This window comes from Chitinophagales bacterium (assembly GCA_019638515.1).
Lineage (GTDB): Bacteria > Bacteroidota > Bacteroidia > Chitinophagales > LD1 > UBA7692.
In genome coordinates this window covers 58,569-75,287 of the sequence record JAHBTS010000007.1, presented here as the reverse complement: position 1 = coordinate 75,287, position 16,719 = coordinate 58,569, and the positions used below count along the sequence as shown (strand labels likewise).

General features: G+C 39.5%; 17 protein-coding genes. 14 read left to right on the top strand and 3 right to left on the bottom strand.

Translation table 11 applies throughout. The features are described from left to right. The first annotated feature begins 105 nt into the window (after positions 1 to 105). The 13 genes from KF872_11320 (at position 106) to KF872_11260 (ending at position 10,119) form a co-directional block, all read left to right on the top strand. Positions 106 to 852: a hypothetical protein gene (locus KF872_11320; GenBank protein MBX2904132.1), complete on the top strand. Its 747-nt coding sequence runs from the start codon at positions 106 to 108 to the stop codon at positions 850 to 852. A gap of 29 nt (positions 853 to 881) precedes the next feature. Beyond that, positions 882 to 1,961 carry a hypothetical protein gene (locus KF872_11315; GenBank protein MBX2904131.1) on the top strand — a complete coding sequence of 360 codons (1,080 nt, stop codon included), beginning with the start codon at positions 882 to 884 and terminating at the stop codon, positions 1,959 to 1,961. A gap of 53 nt (positions 1,962 to 2,014) precedes the next feature. Then, positions 2,015 to 2,587 (top strand): TetR family transcriptional regulator, encoded by a 573-nt coding sequence (locus KF872_11310; GenBank protein ID MBX2904130.1) that lies wholly within the window; start codon positions 2,015 to 2,017, stop codon positions 2,585 to 2,587. A 23-nt stretch (positions 2,588 to 2,610) separates the two neighbouring features. After that, a complete protein-coding gene (gene paaA / locus KF872_11305) occupies positions 2,611 to 3,597 on the top strand; it encodes a 1,2-phenylacetyl-CoA epoxidase subunit A (GenBank protein MBX2904129.1) in 987 nt (328 codons plus the stop codon). 36 nt (positions 3,598 to 3,633) lie between these two features. Next, entirely contained in the window at positions 3,634 to 4,014 is a 381-nt protein-coding gene (locus KF872_11300) for a hypothetical protein (GenBank protein MBX2904128.1), read from the top strand. A gap of 11 nt (positions 4,015 to 4,025) precedes the next feature. After that, positions 4,026 to 4,778: a phenylacetate-CoA oxygenase subunit PaaC gene (paaC, locus tag KF872_11295; GenBank protein MBX2904127.1), complete on the top strand. Its 753-nt coding sequence runs from the start codon at positions 4,026 to 4,028 to the stop codon at positions 4,776 to 4,778. Positions 4,779 to 4,838: 60 nt separating this feature from the next. Beyond that, positions 4,839 to 6,092: a kynureninase gene (gene kynU / locus KF872_11290; protein ID MBX2904126.1), complete on the top strand. Its 1,254-nt coding sequence runs from the start codon at positions 4,839 to 4,841 to the stop codon at positions 6,090 to 6,092. A 24-nt stretch (positions 6,093 to 6,116) separates the two neighbouring features. Next, a complete protein-coding gene (locus tag KF872_11285; GenBank protein ID MBX2904125.1) occupies positions 6,117 to 6,362 on the top strand; it encodes a hypothetical protein in 246 nt (81 codons plus the stop codon). 44 nt (positions 6,363 to 6,406) lie between these two features. After that, positions 6,407 to 7,117, top strand: coding sequence for a YebC/PmpR family DNA-binding transcriptional regulator (locus KF872_11280; protein ID MBX2904124.1), 711 nt, complete (start codon positions 6,407 to 6,409; stop codon positions 7,115 to 7,117). Between the two features lie 43 nt (positions 7,118 to 7,160). Beyond that, entirely contained in the window at positions 7,161 to 7,544 is a 384-nt protein-coding gene (gene mscL, locus KF872_11275; GenBank protein MBX2904123.1) for a large conductance mechanosensitive channel protein MscL, read from the top strand. A 95-nt stretch (positions 7,545 to 7,639) separates the two neighbouring features. Further along, a complete protein-coding gene (gene rimO / locus KF872_11270; protein ID MBX2904122.1) occupies positions 7,640 to 8,959 on the top strand; it encodes a 30S ribosomal protein S12 methylthiotransferase RimO in 1,320 nt (439 codons plus the stop codon). Between the two features lie 24 nt (positions 8,960 to 8,983). Beyond that, positions 8,984 to 9,460: a pantetheine-phosphate adenylyltransferase gene (coaD, locus tag KF872_11265; GenBank protein MBX2904121.1), complete on the top strand. Its 477-nt coding sequence runs from the start codon at positions 8,984 to 8,986 to the stop codon at positions 9,458 to 9,460. Further along, positions 9,457 to 10,119, top strand: coding sequence for a hypothetical protein (locus KF872_11260; GenBank protein MBX2904120.1), 663 nt, complete (start codon positions 9,457 to 9,459; stop codon positions 10,117 to 10,119). The genes coaD and KF872_11260 overlap by 4 nt, the downstream gene beginning before the upstream one ends. A gap of 35 nt (positions 10,120 to 10,154) precedes the next feature. Here the strand turns inward: KF872_11260 and KF872_11255 are convergent, their stop codons facing one another. The 3 genes from KF872_11255 to KF872_11245 form a co-directional block, all read right to left on the bottom strand. Beyond that, on the bottom strand, positions 10,155 to 11,168 hold the full coding sequence (locus KF872_11255) for a TerC family protein (protein ID MBX2904119.1): 1,014 nt from the start codon (positions 11,166 to 11,168) through the stop codon (positions 10,155 to 10,157). A gap of 93 nt (positions 11,169 to 11,261) precedes the next feature. Continuing rightward, complete coding sequence (locus KF872_11250; GenBank protein MBX2904118.1) at positions 11,262 to 12,356, bottom strand: peptidylprolyl isomerase; 1,095 nt, start codon at positions 12,354 to 12,356, stop codon at positions 11,262 to 11,264. 54 nt (positions 12,357 to 12,410) lie between these two features. Continuing rightward, positions 12,411 to 13,427, bottom strand: a complete 1,017-nt coding sequence (locus tag KF872_11245; protein ID MBX2904117.1) for a DHH family phosphoesterase — start codon at positions 13,425 to 13,427, stop codon at positions 12,411 to 12,413. 252 nt (positions 13,428 to 13,679) lie between these two features. On the opposite strand from KF872_11245, the gene KF872_11240 reads away from it, so the two are divergent. After that, positions 13,680 to 16,613, top strand: a complete 2,934-nt coding sequence (locus KF872_11240; GenBank protein MBX2904116.1) for an alkaline phosphatase D family protein — start codon at positions 13,680 to 13,682, stop codon at positions 16,611 to 16,613. The last annotated feature ends 106 nt before the right edge of the window (positions 16,614 to 16,719 follow it).

Genomic DNA, 16,719 nt, shown 5'->3' with positions numbered 1-16,719 from the left:
CAGGTGCGAAAATAATAGAGCGCTCCGGCTTAACAAATGTTTAGTTTACATTTTCTTACGGCAACTTAAGTGCTATAAATTTGTGTTATGTTTGAAAACATAATTATGAAAAAATTACTTTTTGTATCAATACTGTTGTCGCTTCTTTCAGTTACTGCATGTAAGAAGAAAGAAGCCACTGCTGCACTCAATGTGAATTTTACGGCAGAGTTTAATCATCAAAAGATTGCATTGAAAACAGAATACACCGATAGTGTAGGCTATAAGTATAAGTTCGAAAAGTTCAAATACTTTTTATCTAATATACGTTTGGTAAAAGAAGATAACACAGAAGTGAAATTGGCAGATATAGTTTGTGTGGATTACAACGTGGCAAGCACCCAGTTGCTGCAATTGCAACAGTTGCCCGTAGGAAAATATACAAAACTGAAGTTTGGTGTTGGGCTTACTCCTGAACAAAACAATGTGTTGCCGGCAGATGCTCCCGCAAACGACCCTCGGCAAACTTTCGATGAATTATATTGGGGATGGTTAAAGTATATTTTTATTCGTGTAGATGGAAGGAGTGATGTGGATGGAAGTAATAAATTCAACAACTTACTTGTTTATGACGTTGGAACAGATGAATTATACAGAGCCGTAGAAATTGAAAAGAATATAGAGCTAAAGGAGGGTGATAATACAGCTACACTTAACTTAAATATCAACCAGATATTCCGTAACGGCACAAACGATATAGATATTAGTAATTATGAAGAAAGCTACACGCATTCAGATAAAACCAACAATAAGAACTTTGATACCGCCATTAAATTTGCCGATAATTTCTCCAAGGCATTCTCGTTTGAATAATATCCAAGTTTGTAATAAATATGTTGTCTTTGTTTAAGAATCTAAGTTTTGCAATTGTTGTAGTAATAATACTAGGCGTTACGTCATGCAAAAAGGATTCTCCGGTAGAAGAGCCAGACAGTGCTTATGTGGGAACACCGTATGCGCTTGTGCGTCCGCAACCCTCCAATATTTATCGTAAGTTTCCGGATTCTACATTTACAAAAGAGGGTATTTTGCTGGGAAGAATGTTGTTCTGGGATCCTATTGTTTCGAGCGATAGTTCTCTAAGTTGCGCCACCTGCCATAATCCGCAGCACGCATTTACCGATGGCAAACAGTTTAGTATAAATTTAAGCGGCTCCACTAAACGTAACACGCCTTCTATTCAAAACTCGATTTGGATGAAGCAACTTTTTTGGGATGGTCGCCAACGTTCTTTAGAAGATGCAGCAAAAGACGCTTTGCTTGATGAACAACATTTTGTTGCAGAACAGGTAATGAACCGCCTCGAAAAACAAGAACGGTATGTGCAATTATTTAAAAAGGCATTTGGCCGCCCGGGTACTATTACGCAAGATAAAATATTTAGAGCTATTGGAATGTTTATGCGTACCGCAATTTCTACCAATTCCAATTTCGATAAGTCTAAGCGCGGGATGTACTCCTTTACACCCGAAGAACAACGTGGGTTCGATATTTTTAGTACCGAAAAGGGCGATTGTTTTCATTGCCATACCGATGGCCCATACCTAACCTTTACGCACAATGGTTTTGAAAACAATGCTTTGGATTCTGTTGCAACGTTGGCAGATTTTAAAGACATCGGTTTGGGAAAAGTAACAGGCTCTACCGATGATTATGGCAAGTTTAAAGTACCAACGGTTAGGAATTTATCTTATACAGCACCCTACATGCGCGATGGACGGTTTCAAACTTTAGAGCAGGTAGTAAATTTTTATAGCGATAGTTTGCATTATTCACCCAATGTGTCGCCTAATATGAAGAAAATAAATGTTGGCGGCTTACACTTAACCAATCAAGAAAAGAGCGATTTAATAGCGTTTCTTAAAACACTAGACGACCCTTCATTTGTGAGCGATACCGCCTTTTCAAACCCATTTAAGTAGTGGTATTTGGAAATTAAACTAACAAGCGTTAGTTTCGCTAACAGTTGTTAGTTATGTCGTTGGTTTCTCGTAAAGAACATATTCGCTTTTCGGCACAAAAGCTTTTTAGAGAAAAAGGATATGCCGCCACTTCTATGCGCGATTTAGCAAAAGAGGTGGGAGTGGAAGCTCCGAGTATTTACAATCATTTTAACTCCAAGCATGAATTGCTAAAAGAAATTTGCTTTGATATTGCCGAGCAGTTTTTTCAAGCGTTTAACGAAGCTGTTGAAAATAAAAGAAGTAATACAGATAAGCTATCTGCGGCAATTCGGGCACACGTTCAAGTTATATACAATAATACAGAAGCCACTACCGTATTTTTTGAAGAATGGATTTTCTTGGAGGGTAGCGATATGATTAAGTTCAGGAAATTGCGAAACAGTTACCAACAGAAGTTTAGAGATTTGATTAAGAACGGTATCGAAAGCAAGGAGTTTGCTGCTGTAGATGTGCGTTTGGCCACCTTAACTGTTTTGGCAGCACTGAATGCTACGCACGAACTTAGTCGCAGCAATAAAAAAACGGAGATAGAAACTATTGCCAATCATATAACCGGTATTTTATTGAACGGCATTACAACTTAAATTTAAAATATAAAACATAAAATATGTACGGAAACGCTTACATCAGCCCCGAAGATGCCAAACGCATGCAAGCAGAGCAGGAAGATTCTGAAAAATTAGCTGCATTTGAGGCAAAAATAGCTAAAGGCGAAAAAGTAGAACCGGGCGATTGGATGCCGGCAGAATATCGCAGACAACTCATTCGCATGATAGAGCAACATGCACATAGCGAAATTGTAGGTGCTTTGCCGGAGGGAACATGGATTACCCGCGCCCCAAATTTTAGAAGGAAGTTAGCGCTCATTGCCAAGGTGCAAGACGAAATAGGACATGGGCAATTATTGTACAGCGCAGCAGAAACACTAGGAAAAACTCGCGAGCAAATGCTCGATGATTTATTAAACGGGAAATCTAAATACAGCAATGTGTTTAACTATCCTGCCAAAACATGGGCCGATATTGCCGTAATAGGCTTTTTGGTAGATGGTGCGGCCATTGTAAACCAAGTAATAAATTCTAAAGGCTCTTACGGCCCCTATTGCCGTGCTTTAGAAAGAATTTGCTACGAAGAAAGTTTTCACCTAAAACAAGGGCACGATAACTTTGTGTACTTAGCCACCGGCACCGCTGCACAAAGAGCTATGTTGCAGGAAGCGCTCAACCGTTGGTATCGCCCGCTGTTGCATTTTTTTGGTCCAAGCGATAAATCTTCGCAGCATACAGAAAAGTTAATGAAATGGCGCATTAAGCTAGCTTCTAATGACGATATGCGCAATCAGTTTTTAGATCAATATGTGCCTAAAATTTTGGAGTTAGACTTAACCTTGCCAGATGCTAATCTGCATAAGAATAGCGATGGAGTTTGGGAATTCAGCGATCCGGACTGGGATGAATTTAAACGTGTGATAAATGGCGATGGACCTTGCAATGCAGAGCGATTAGCAGTGCGTAGGTATGCCGAAGAAGCAGGTCGCTGGGTGCGCCAGGCGCTTATGAGAAAAGAAGAAACTTACACCATTCCATTAGCATAAAAATTTCAAACAACTTAAAATTAGCAGTATAGATATATGGATTCAAAAACATCGTTAGATCCAAGAGTTCAAAGGTTGCATTTGAGCAACCCAAGCGAACTTACGCCAACCAATTCGCACTTGGTTACATGGGAAGTTTTTCATCAAGAGAAGAAAGGAAAGCAGCCTATTCACGTAGGTATTGTACACGCATCTTCACCGGAATTAGCATTGGTATATGCAAAAGAGCAATATGCCCGCAGAGGCAAAACCACTAATTTATGGGTGGTAAAAACCAGCGATGTATTTACTTACGCACCGGAGGATGAAGAGGTGTTTGATAGTACACAAGAAAAGCAATATCGCGAAGCTGCGTACTACAAAGTGCGCGATAAAATAGAGGCATTTCAAAAAAATAAAACAACTGTTTCTGCTTAAAATAAGTTACCATGAACGCAATAAACGAACTACTTTTTAAGATGGCAGACGATGCCTTGGTTATTGGTCATCGCAATAGCGAATGGACAGGTATTGGACCCATGCTCGAAGAAGATCTCGCCTTTTCAAGTATGGCTCAAGATAAGATAGGTCATGCATTGGCATTGTACACCATTTTACATGAGCAGCTAGGTGAAGCCGACCCCGATACACTTGGTTTTAAACGCTCGGCTAAAGAATTTAAGTGTTGCCAATTGGTAGAATTGCCAATTGCAGAATACGATTTTAGTTTGGTACGCCATTTTTTATTCGACCATGCAGAATTGTTGCGTTACGAAATGCTTGCAGAGTCGAGCTTTCAGCCATTGGCATGGTTGGCAAAAAAAGTAAAGGGCGAAATTAAATACCACACCATGCATGCCGATATATTTTTAAAGCAATTGGCAAATGGAAGTGAAGAGGCCAATGCCCGCTTGCAAAAGGCATTGAATGAATCGTGGCATTTTGCATTAGGAGTATTTGAAGAAGGCGAACACGAAGCGGAACTTATTGCAAACAAAGTGTTTGCAGGCGAGGCTGCATTAAAGCATAAATGGATAGAAAAAATAGCACCAATTATTGAAGCTGCTAATTTGAAACTGCCTACTACCGATGAAAGCAAAATTGTTTTCGGTGGACGCAAAGGGTTTCACAGCGAATACCTTCAGCCATTACTGGAAGAAATGACGGAAGTAACCGCCAGCGACCCAAATGCAGTTTGGTAACTATTTCAATCTGTTTTTATATAAACATTATTCTTGGCAGGAGTATTTTATAGAAAGTAAATGCAATCAACTTTAGCTTACGCACAGCAACTCGATAAAGAAGATACGCTCAGTCATTTTCGCGAGCGATTTTTTATTCCGCAGCAGAATGGAAAAGAGGTAGTGTACCTATGTGGCAACTCTTTGGGTTTGCAGCCGCGCACCGTTTCGGCCTATATACAAGAAGAGTTGGATAAATGGCAGCAAGCAGCAGTGCTGGCGCACCACGATGGCAAAAATCCGTGGATGTATTACCACAAGTTGTTTACAGCTCCTTTAGCTAAGCTTACGGGTGCATTAGAAAGCGAAGTGGTTTGCATGAATCAGCTTACGGTAAATTTGAATTTACTGTTGGTGTCATTCTATCGCCCAACGGCAACACGCTACAAAGTACTTATGCTTAATCCGGAATTTCCGAGCGATGTTTATGCCGTTCAGCAACAAGCAAAGTTTCATGGTTTTAATGCACAAGATGCCATTGTGGAAGTAGCTCCGCGATTGGGTGAAAGTTATATCCGCCCCCAAGATATGCTTGCCGCTATCGAAACGCATAAAGATGAGCTGGCATTGGTGATGCTAAGTGCTGTTAATTATTATTCCGGACAGTTGTTGGATATTGAAACTATTTCAAAAAAGTGCTGTGAGCATAAATTGATTTTTGGTTTAGATTTAGCACACGCCATTGGCAATGTGCCCCTTAAATTACATGAGTGGAATATAGATTTTGCCACATGGTGTTCCTATAAGTATTTAAATAGTGGCCCCGGTGGTGTAAGTGGAATTTTTATTCATGAATACCACCATGCCAATATGGATATTCCTCGCTTTGGCGGTTGGTGGGGAAATAGCGAAAGCATTCGTTTTTTAATGCAAAAAGAGTTTGTGCCCATGCAGGGTGCCGAAGGATGGCAACAGAGCAATGCGCCAATTTTAAGTATGGCAGCACACATGGCATCCCTCAATATTTTTGAGCAGGCGGGAATGGAAAATCTTAGAAAAAAGAGTTTGAAATTAACAGCATTCACGGCTTTTTTACTGAACGAAAAGTTTAAAAACAGCACACAAAAAGTAGAAATAATTACTCCCGAAAGTCCTGAAGAAAGAGGCTGCCAACTTTCTATTCGCGTGGCAGAAAACGGCAAAGAATTGTTTCAAAAGTTGATGCAGCAAGGTTTTATCTGCGATTGGCGCGAACCCGATGTAATACGCATAGCTCCCGTGCCACTCTACAATACATTTACCGATGTGTGGAACTTTAGCCAAGCACTTTTGTAAATTGTGTAGCATTGCATTTTTAAAATGAAATACTTTATAGACTTTACAGGATGGGCAGGTGCAGTATTGGTACTGTACGCATATTTTATGGTTTCAACTAAAAAGCTATTGGGCAATTCTTTGCATTACCAATCGGTTAATATACTTGGAGCCGTATTTTTAATGATAAACACTTATTACCACCATGCTTATCCTTCGGCAATTGTGAACCTTATTTGGATAGGAATCGGTTTTTATTCTTTGCTGTCTAAGCAAAATGAAGAGTTGTAATCACCAATCATAAAATTATTTTCGCTCAATAAAATTAACAACACATGGGTCGCGCGTTTGAATACCGTAAAGAAAGAAAATTTAAGCGTTGGGGGGCAATGGCAAAGGCCTTCACAAGAATTGGAAAGGATATAGCCATAGCAGTAAAAGAAGGAGGTCCCAATCCCGAAACTAATGCGCGTTTAAGGCAGGCAATGCAAAATGCCAAAGGTGCTAACATGCCTAAAGACCGTGTAGAAAATGCCATTAAAAAAGCATCGGCAAAAGACACCGCCAGTTACGAAGAAGTTACTTACGAAGGCTACGCAGCCCACGGAGTGGCTGTGGTTGTAGATACGCAAACCGATAACCCCACCAGAACAGTTGCCAACGTGCGTTCCTATTTCAATAAACTAAATGGATCTTTGGGCACACAGGGCTCGGTAAGCTATATGTTTAAAAAATTGGCTCTTTTTAAATTTGCACTAGGTAAGTTTAATGCCGAAGAGTTGGAGTTAGAATTGATAGATGCCGGACTTACAGATTTGCAGGTAAGTGAAGATACTGTTTTGGCTTATGCAGATTTTACAGATTTTGGTTCTATGGCAAAAAAGCTCGAAGAAATGAACATAGAAATAATTGAAGCCACCTACGAAAAAATTCCTGATTTCTATAAAGAAGGTTTAACAGATGAGCAGGCCGAAGAAGTAATCAAACTAATAGAAAAGCTGGAAGAAGACGATGATGTAAGTTTAGTATTTCATAACATGAAATAGTTTTTATTTATTTGAAACAATATAGTTCACTAAAATTAAACACATGAGTTTCCTAAAAGAATTTAAAGAGTTTGCCATGCGTGGCAATGTAATTGACCTTGCGATAGGTGTAGTTATAGGAGGTGCCTTTGGTAAAATAGTTAGTTCGTTTATAGAAGACGTATTAACCCCGTTACTATTAAAGCCAGCCTTAGATGCTGCTAAATTGAGCAAGTTAGAGGAGCTCATGCTCTTTGGTACGGTTCGATATGGCGTGTTTCTATCGGCAATAATCAATTTTATTGTAGTAGCATTTGTACTATTCCTAATTATTAAAGGCATAAATTCAGCTAAGAAAAAAGAAGAAGCTGCACCTGCCGCACCTGCTGCTCCGCCACGCAACGAAGTGCTTTTAGAAGAAATTCGCGATTTGCTTAAAAACAAATAATTTTTAGCAAAATAGTAACTGTAAGAGGCTGCCGATGGTAGCCTCTTTTTATTTGAAAAACCTTCTCGCAACTATTAACTATCATTGCAACCTGAATGAAAACAAAGGCAATTCATAAAGATAAAGTAGCCGTTATCACTTTAGGTTGTTCAAAAAACTTAGTAGATAGCGAAGAAATGATGGCGCAACTCCGCCATGGAGGCTACGATGTGCAACACGACAAATGGAGTCGTGGCAGAAATATTGTAATCGTAAACACCTGTGGTTTTATAGATAAAGCAAAGGAGGAAAGTATCAATACAATTTTGGAATATGCAGAGGCAAAAACCAAAGGTAAAATTGAAAAACTTTATGTAAGCGGTTGCCTGAGTGCGCGCTATAAAGACTCGCTCGAAGTCGAAATTCCCGAAGTAGATGCCTACTTTGGTACAGCAGAATTGCCACGCCTGCTAAAAACACTAAAAGTAGATTACAAACACGAGTTGGTAGGCGAGCGCCTGCTAACCACTCCGGCACATTACGCCTATTTAAAAATAAGCGAAGGTTGCAACCGTACTTGCTCTTTTTGCGCCATTCCGCTCATGCGCGGCAACCATATTTCTAAATCAGTAGAAGCTATTGTTGAAGAAGCAAAAAAAATGGCAGAAAAAGGCGTAAAAGAAATAATGCTTATTGCACAAGAACTTACGTTTTATGGATTAGATATTTACAAAAAACGTATGCTGCCGGAGTTGCTGAAAGAGCTTAATAAGGTAGATGGAATTGAGTGGATTCGTTTACATTATGCCTATCCGGCACAATTTCCGATGGAAATAATTGATGCTATGGCTGCCTGCGAGAAGGTATGCAAATACCTTGATATGCCACTGCAACACGCTGCAAATAATGTATTAACTGCCATGCGCAGAAATACATCTTTAGAAGAAACCAAAGAACTAATTACCCGAATACGCGAAAAAATACCGGGCATAGCCATTAGAACAACCATGCTGGTTGGTTTTCCTGGCGAAACAGAAAGCGATTTTGAAACACTAAAATCGTTTGTGCAGGAAATGAAATTTGAGCGCTTAGGCGTATTTACATATTCGCACGAAGAAAGCACGCGCGCTCATAAACTAGACGATAATATTCCACAAGAAGAAAAAGAAGTACGTGCAGCAGAACTTATGGAATTGCAAGAAGAAATTTCTGCTACACTAAATGCTCAAAAAGTAGGTAACATATACAAAGTATTGATCGATAGAAAAGAAGGCGGATACTATATAGGCCGAACCGAATTTGATAGCCCCGAGGTAGATAACGAAGTGTTGATAGAAGCCACCAACAGCCTATATTTGCGCATTGGCGATTTTACCAATGTGAAAATTCATGCTGCCGATGCATTTGATTTGCATGGCACAGTAGTTTCTGCATAAACAAACACAATAGTGAAATTAACTATGAAGAAAATAGCAGTATTTCCGGGTTCGTTCGATCCAATTACTTCTGGGCATGTAGATATACTCATGCGTTCGCTTTCTTTATTCGATGAAGTAATTGTGGCCATAGGCGAAAACTCTCAAAAGAAATCGCTCTTTCCGCTCGAAACCCGCTTAGCTTGGATAAAAAAAGTATTTGCCGCAGAGCCTAAAATTACGGTAGCCTCTTTTTCGGGACTTACCGTAAATTTTTGCAATGCAAAAGGTGCTAAATATATCCTGCGCGGTATTCGTTCCGCTTCAGATTTCGATTACGAGAAAACAATTGCCCATTTAAACAATGCCATGTTTCCGGAAATAGAAACGGTATTGATACTATCCAAACCGGAATTGTCTTCTATTTCATCAACCATTGTACGTGAAATTATTAGAGGAAAGGGACCCATAGATAAATTTGTGCCGGCAGCTATTGCCAAAGAAATGACAGAGGTATTATGATAAAACAAACGCTATTATTGCTTTTTGCATTTACTTACATGGCTGCGGCTGCACAGTTAGATTCGTTGCCAAGCGATAAAGATTTAGCTAAAAAGTATATTGAAGAATTGCGGGAAGGAGGTGCTATAGTAGTGCGTTTAAAAGCCAGAGTAAAAGCAATAGCGGCATATCGCTCATCGGGCGAAAATGCCATTGCCAACCGCATGCAGGAAGAAGACCAAAAACTGAATAAAAAAATTGTAGAGGCTTTTACTGGCGAATTTAGATTTTGCCCTGTTTATTTTACTTATGCCAATACTTCGCGAGCCTTACTTTCGGGCAATACATCGCATTTATTGAATGGAGATTTAAACCCCGATTCTACAATTTCATTTAAGCATACCAATTTTTTATTTGTAGATTATGGCACATCCATGCTTAATGAAAGTACCAACAGCTACAATTATACTTATGGCAACACTACCGAAGGTAGCACTCCCGGAAACAGCCAAGCGTATGTAGTTTTAGATAAGGAATTTATGCAACTGCATGCTCCATTTCCCTATGTAGTTTATCTAAATCCATTTGAACACAATGCGCACGGCAAGGCAATTGCTCGATTAAACAAAAAACTATTTGCCTATTACGCTTTTATTCAAAAAAAGAAAGTGCAAAAGTAGGGTAGAAGCAAGCTGCTTTGCTACGGTATATTGGGCTAGGCATCTTTTTTTTCATCAGGAAAGAGGATGGAGGCAGCCACCGATACAATCAATACACCGCCAACAATTCCCAACGATACAGGCGATGGTACATGAAACCATGGCGCCACAATCATTTTAACTCCAATAAAAGTTAGAATCACCGATAAGCCATAGGGCAATTTGCTAAACATGTGAATGAAATTAGATAGCAAAAAGTATAGCGAACGCAAACCTAAAATGGCAAAAATATTAGAGGTGTAAAGAATAAAAGGATCGTTGGATACCGCAAATATGGCAGGTATAGAATCTACGGCAAATAGTAAATCTGTAAACTCAATAACGGCAATAACGGTAAGTAAAGGTGTAGCTAACCGAACGCCATTTTGAGTGGTGAAAAATTTATCGCCATCGAAACTGTCGCTTACTTTAAAAAAACGTTGAATTAACTTAGCTCCGGCATTGTTGCTGAAATCTTTATCTGCATCGCTATCGTCTGCGCCCCACGATTGTATGCCGGCATACACTAAAAATAATCCAAAGAGGGTAAGCACAGCATTTATCTTTACTGTTTTACCCAGTAGAGTCATTTCGGGTAGATAGGTATGGTTAATAAGTTCAACTCCGGTGAAAATAAAAATGGCTCTAAAAATAAGCGCACCAATAATGCCCCAAAAGAGCGCTCTGTGATACAATTCGCGAGGCACTTTAAAAAAAGAAAACACCAGTATAAACACAAATAAGTTATCAACCGACAGTGCTTTTTCTATCCAATAGGCAGTTTGAAACTGTGTAAACTTTTCTATGGCCAACTTATGTCCTCCGGCATCTTGGTTAAACACATAATACACCACTCCCGAAAAAATCATCGCCAACGAAATCCATACAATAGACCAAATGGTGGCTTCTTTTGAAGAAACGATATGGCTTTTTTTATTAAAAATGCCAAGGTCGAGCAGTAGCATAACTACTACCGTTATTCCAAATCCGGTAATAAGCCCGGGGTGCAATTGCAAAATATCTTGTTCCAAGGAATAATGTTGGTTGTTACCAATAATTAGGTATAAAAAAAGACGGCTTACAGTAAATCAATTATTACAGTAAGCCGTCCTCGCAAAAGAAGATTATTGTACGTTTACCAATTCAATATCAAATACCAAAGTGGCATTAGGTGGAATTACGCCTCCGGCTCCTTGGCTTCCGTAGCCTAAGTCTGAAGGAATAATCAATTTTCCTTTTCCGCCTACTTTAAAAAGAGCAATACCTTCGTCCCAACCTCTAATTACCATGCCTCTTCCTAATTGGAAAGAAATAGGCTGACCTCTATCTAAAGAAGAATCGAATTTAGTACCATCGGCTAAAGTTCCGGTGTAATGTACATTTACGGTTTTTCCTGCGGCAGCTTGTGCGCCAGTACCTTGTTTTTCAATAAGATAATATAAGCCGGAAGTAGTTTTTTGTGCTTTTGGATATTTCTCTTTCACTAATTGTTCAAAAGAGGCGCGTGCTGCTTTTTGAGCTTCTTCTTGTTTTTTTACAGCTGCTTCGCGCGCATCGTTGAATGCCTTTAATCCATCAAATTTTTGGGCATCATCGCCAACGCGTACTATGGTGAGTTTTTCAATTTTATCGCCTTGGGCAATGGCATCTACTACTTTTTGTCCTTCTACTACGTGTCCAAAAACACTATGTTTTCCATCTAACCATGGTGTTTCTTTATGGGTAATAAAGAACTGAGAGCCATTGGTGCCTGGGCCTGCATTAGCCATAGATAAAATGCCGGGTCCTGTGTGGCGTAAACTAGGGTCGAATTCATCGCCAAATTGGTAACCGGGACCTCCCATTCCTGTTCCTTGTGGGTCGCCACCTTGTATCATAAAGTTGGCAATTACACGGTGAAAAGTAATGCCATCATAAAAAGGAGTGCCTTCAGGTTTAGCGCTGTTTTTCATTTTTCCTTCGGCCAAAGCCACAAAGTTACCAACAGTCATTGGTACTTTTTGGTACTCGAGTTGGCATACAATAGTGCCTTTCGATGTTTGAAATTGAGCATACACGCCCGGTGTAGTTTTCCAGTTTAAATTTTCCTGAGTCATTGTTTGTTGTGTTGGTTGATTCATTGCTTCGCTTAGTGAAGTGGCTTGTGGCTTATTGCCATTAGCATTGCAGGCTGCAAATAAACCTGCAAAAAGTAGCATGGTGAAATTGGCTGTTTTCATAATTAAATTGTTGTGCATTTTTAGTTTCATTCAGATTTCAATTATCGTAAAAGTTTATTGGATAGGAAACAAAGTTTCCAACGCCTGTAAAAATTTTGCTTCAGTTTCTTCAATAGAAAGGAAACATTTGCCTCCCGATGCATTGAAATGTCCTCCGCCTTCAAAATGTGTTCTTGCAAATTGGTTCATATCTAAAGTGGTGCCGCGGCTGCGGAACGATACTTTTACTTTTTCACCTTCTTCGCTGAAATAGGCAGTCATTTCTACGCCTTTTATCTTAAAAGGATAGTTTACCAATCCTTCGCTATCGCCATTTTGCAAGTGAAAACGCTTTATTTCTTTGGCACTTACCATCATGTATGCCACTTTTCCATTGCAGGTAAGTTTTAGTTTTCGGTCTAAGCAGTAGCCGAAAAAATTCAACCTTCGCTCATGGAATATGTTGTTTACCATTTCGCTTATGTAATCGGGCTGTACACCTTTTTCTAACAACTTTCCTGCGGTGAACATTACATTAGGTGTAGCATTGTTGAACTGGAAAAATCCGGTGTCGGTACATAATCCGGCATATAGCAAAGTGGCAATTTCGGGTGTAATAGACTGTAGTTTATTGAGCGATTCAATAAGGTGAAAAACCATTTCGCAGGTAGCTGCATATCGCACATCGCTGAATGCGTGCTGTGCAAAGTTCTCCGGCTCGCGATGGTGATCTATCATTACTTTCACAGCATTGCTTTCTGCAATAAGTTTTCCTAAATCTTCTAAGCGCGAAAGTGCATTGAAATCTAGGCAGTAGATTACCTCTGCCGATTGTAATAGCTCTGTAGCTTTCTTCTTACCCTTTTCTTGTTCAAACGAAATAGATTCGCTGTAATAAGGCAACCAGTCTAAATTTCGGGTAATATCTGTGGGCGAAATAAAATGAGCTTCGCAACCTTCTTGTTTTAAAAATGCAAGCCATGCCAGCGAAGAACCCATGGCATCGCCATCGGGTTGGCGGTGTGTAACTATTACACTTTTCTTTTTTGCTGCAATTAGGTCTGCAACTCTCAATACAAATTCTTGAAACATGCGCGGGCGAATGTAGTTCTTTGAAGAAATGTTTGCACCCTTTTTAAAATTTCTTTTGAACAGGAGCAATGTAATAATTCATTGAAAGAAAGTTTGGTGTAGTTTCTTGTTCAATCAGTTATATAGCAATAGAGAGATACTCACTGTAGCTTTGGCAATGTGGCAGTTGTGTTAATTTAGAGATAAATGGCAAATACCATAAATAAAAAGAAGCAATAAATATTACTTTAGCATTTTGGAAGTTCTTAGATCATGCGCAACACGTTTCTCTATTGGGTAAGCCCGTTTTTACTACTGTTTTTATTGGTTTCTACTATGCATGCACAATCGGTTAGTGCTGCACGATTAACACTTACTCCGGCATATAAACCATTTTACCATGGTGTGGCAAGTGGAGATCCCACGCATGAAAGTGTAATTCTATGGACGCGCTGCACGCCAGATACGGGAATTACAGGGAATTTAGATGTGTATTGGCAAATTGCTACCGATACTTCGTTTACCAATGTGGTAAACTTTGGGTATGCACAGGCTCGACCCGAAAGCGATTACACTGTAAAAGTAGATGTATGTGGTTTGCAGCCTAATACTTGGTATTACTATGTGTTTCAAAACGAGGGGCGCAATTCCACAACAGGGAGAACCAAAACAGCGCCATTGCCTACGGCAGATAACGACAGTGCGCGCTTTGCAGTAGTAAGTTGTGCAAGTTTTGAGCATGGGTATTTTAATGCATACCAAAATATTTCCGATAGAAACGAGGTGGACGCAGTGGTGCATTTAGGCGATTATATTTATGAATATGGGGTAGGAGAGTACTCTTCTAATTTACCTGGCAGAACTTATGAACCTACCAATGAAATTATTACCCAAAACGATTACCGGGTGCGACATTCGCTCTATAAATTGGATAATCAACTAAAGCGCTGCCATCAATTGTTTCCATTCATAAACGTTTGGGACGACCATGAAAGTGCCGATAACAGCTGGAAAGGCGGAGCCAATAATCACCAATCCAATGAAGGACCTTGGGCTGTTAGAAAGCAAAATAGTATAAACACTTATTTTGAATGGATTCCCATTCGCAAGCCCGATTTGGCAGATAGCTTTAGGATTTTTAGAAACTTCAATTGGGGTAAGTTATTGAATTTGGTAATGCTCGATTCAAGATTGTATGACCGTGATGAACAAAGTTTAAGCAAAGCAAACGATACTGCTCACTATTTGTTGGGACCTTATCAAATGAACTGGATGTTGCAGCAATTGAGCGATACCAATTCAAAGTGGAAAATAATTGGCAACCAAGTAATGTTTGCGCCCTTAAAAGTATTTGGCGCTGCCGTTAATGATGACCAATGGGACGGATATGCTGCTGAGCGCAATAAAGTTACATCACATATTGTAAATGGAAACATAGATGATGTGGTGGTGCTCACGGGCGATATTCATACATCGTGGGCAAACGATGTACCTGGTAGCAACTACAACGCTTCAACTGGAGCCGGCTCGGTATGTGTTGAGTTTGTAGGTACCAGTATTACCTCTAAGAGTATGCCATTCTCTGTTGGGGTAAACCTTATTAAGTCTTTCAATTCGCACATGAAATATATCAACTTGGTAGACCATGGTTACTATACGCTGGATGTTAAAAAAGGACGCACTCAAGCAGACTATCGCTTTATGCCGGTAGATCAGGTTTCTAATACAGTTACCAACGGTGAGAGTTGGTATGTAAATGCCGGAGAGCGTTTTTTAAGAAAAGCAACTGCACAAATTGCAGCACCTAAAATTACAGCACCTATTCCATCGTTGTTTCCCAACAACTTTATTCCGTTTGCCAAAATTGAAAGGGTGATTCATGCAAGTACATTACAAAACAATCCGGTATCGGTAGCTGTAATTCCTAATGCGCCTGTGTGTCCTTCTATTGGCTTGCAAATTATTCAGCCTGCTAATTGGGGTGCAGCTACTGTGGTGGGAGGAAAAGACATTCTATATCAACCAACTACTAATTTTAGTGGAAGCGACTCTATAATTACCATAGTGTGCGAAACAGCTAATCCAAACCGCTGCGATACTATTCCGGTTATTATTCAAGTAATACCGGTATTGCATACCGATACTATTGAAGTAGCAATAAATAGTGGAGATGTTTATAGCAACTGCCGTGCTTTTGATGATTTGTTTGGTGCTGTAGCATCTGCCACACTCGCAGGTTCTTACAATGGAGCAACATTGCTAAACAATGATACTTGCATATTATATACACCTACCGCAAGTTTTTGTGGCTACGAAAATGTATATGTAGTTGGCTGCGATAGTGGCACTGCCGCCAAATGCGATACAGTTTTATATCGTTTTAGAGTAAACCTACCTGTGGTAAAAGATATTGTTTCTATTACGGTTCGGCAGAGCGATTCAATACACTATTGTATAAATTACAATGATTTAAAATCGGCTGTTACCTCATCGCAAGTATTGGTACCGTCATCTACAGGCAATGTACATTTTTACAACGATACTTGTTTTGGTTATGTGCCCGGCAGCAATGCCACACAAGATGTAATGGTTGTTACCGGTTGCGATAACTGTACAGTACAAAACTGCGATACAGTTGAGTTTCAATTTAGTATTGTACCCCAGTTCACAACACAAACATTTACATTTTCGGGCGTGGGAGGGACTGCTATTCCGGTTTGCTATTCTTTTGATGAAGTAAACCGACCTTATACTAGCATAAAAACAATTAAGAACACCAATGCCATTGTGCAAGTTCTAAACGATACCTGCTTTAACTATTTTGCACCTAATGGTTATGTAGGTGTAGATACTGTGTATGCCGTAGTTTGTAATAGCAATTCTGCTACTAATTGCGATACAGTTCGGTTAATAATTTATGTAGGAGTGTCTGCCGTAAAGGATGTTGAAGACTTTACTATGTTGGGAATTTATCCTAACCCATTTGCCGATGGTTTAGTAGTGCAGTATTACAATTACAAAGAAACAGAACTTGTGTTGAATATATACGATGCAGCAGGCAGAAGAGTAAGGCAGCAAATTCTGAAGAATAAGACAGCCGGATTACAGCACACATTTATGAATACAGAGAATGTTCCGGCAGGAGCATACATTATAGAGTTGAAAGATCCACTTCACAGCTTCCGCAGGCAAGTAATTAGAAAATAAGAGCTATAGTTAATCTCCTAACTCGATTAAAAAAGTATTGATAATCAATGCTTTTTTAGGATGAAGTGAAAAATAGTAGCTAAATAATTTGGAAAAGTAGTAGCTA

Excerpts from the sequence above, each read along its gene's own strand:
- KF872_11240 (MBX2904116.1), top strand. The coding sequence starts at position 13,680 with ATGCGCAACACGTTTCTCTATTGGGTAAGCCCGTTTTTACTACTGTTT.
- KF872_11300 (MBX2904128.1), top strand. The coding sequence starts at position 3,634 with ATGGATTCAAAAACATCGTTAGATCCAAGAGTTCAAAGGTTGCATTTG.
- KF872_11260 (MBX2904120.1), top strand. The coding sequence starts at position 9,457 with ATGATAAAACAAACGCTATTATTGCTTTTTGCATTTACTTACATGGCT.
- KF872_11280 (MBX2904124.1), top strand. The coding sequence starts at position 6,407 with ATGGGTCGCGCGTTTGAATACCGTAAAGAAAGAAAATTTAAGCGTTGG.
- KF872_11250 (MBX2904118.1), bottom strand. The coding sequence starts at position 12,356 with ATGAAAACAGCCAATTTCACCATGCTACTTTTTGCAGGTTTATTTGCA.
- coaD (MBX2904121.1), top strand. The coding sequence starts at position 8,984 with ATGAAGAAAATAGCAGTATTTCCGGGTTCGTTCGATCCAATTACTTCT.
- paaC (MBX2904127.1), top strand. The coding sequence starts at position 4,026 with ATGAACGCAATAAACGAACTACTTTTTAAGATGGCAGACGATGCCTTG.
- KF872_11310 (MBX2904130.1), top strand. The coding sequence starts at position 2,015 with ATGTCGTTGGTTTCTCGTAAAGAACATATTCGCTTTTCGGCACAAAAG.
- KF872_11245 (MBX2904117.1), bottom strand. The coding sequence starts at position 13,427 with ATGTTTCAAGAATTTGTATTGAGAGTTGCAGACCTAATTGCAGCAAAA.
- rimO (MBX2904122.1), top strand. The coding sequence starts at position 7,640 with ATGAAAACAAAGGCAATTCATAAAGATAAAGTAGCCGTTATCACTTTA.
- KF872_11285 (MBX2904125.1), top strand. The coding sequence starts at position 6,117 with ATGAAATACTTTATAGACTTTACAGGATGGGCAGGTGCAGTATTGGTA.
- paaA (MBX2904129.1), top strand. The coding sequence starts at position 2,611 with ATGTACGGAAACGCTTACATCAGCCCCGAAGATGCCAAACGCATGCAA.
- KF872_11320 (MBX2904132.1), top strand. The coding sequence starts at position 106 with ATGAAAAAATTACTTTTTGTATCAATACTGTTGTCGCTTCTTTCAGTT.
- mscL (MBX2904123.1), top strand. The coding sequence starts at position 7,161 with ATGAGTTTCCTAAAAGAATTTAAAGAGTTTGCCATGCGTGGCAATGTA.
- kynU (MBX2904126.1), top strand. The coding sequence starts at position 4,839 with ATGCAATCAACTTTAGCTTACGCACAGCAACTCGATAAAGAAGATACG.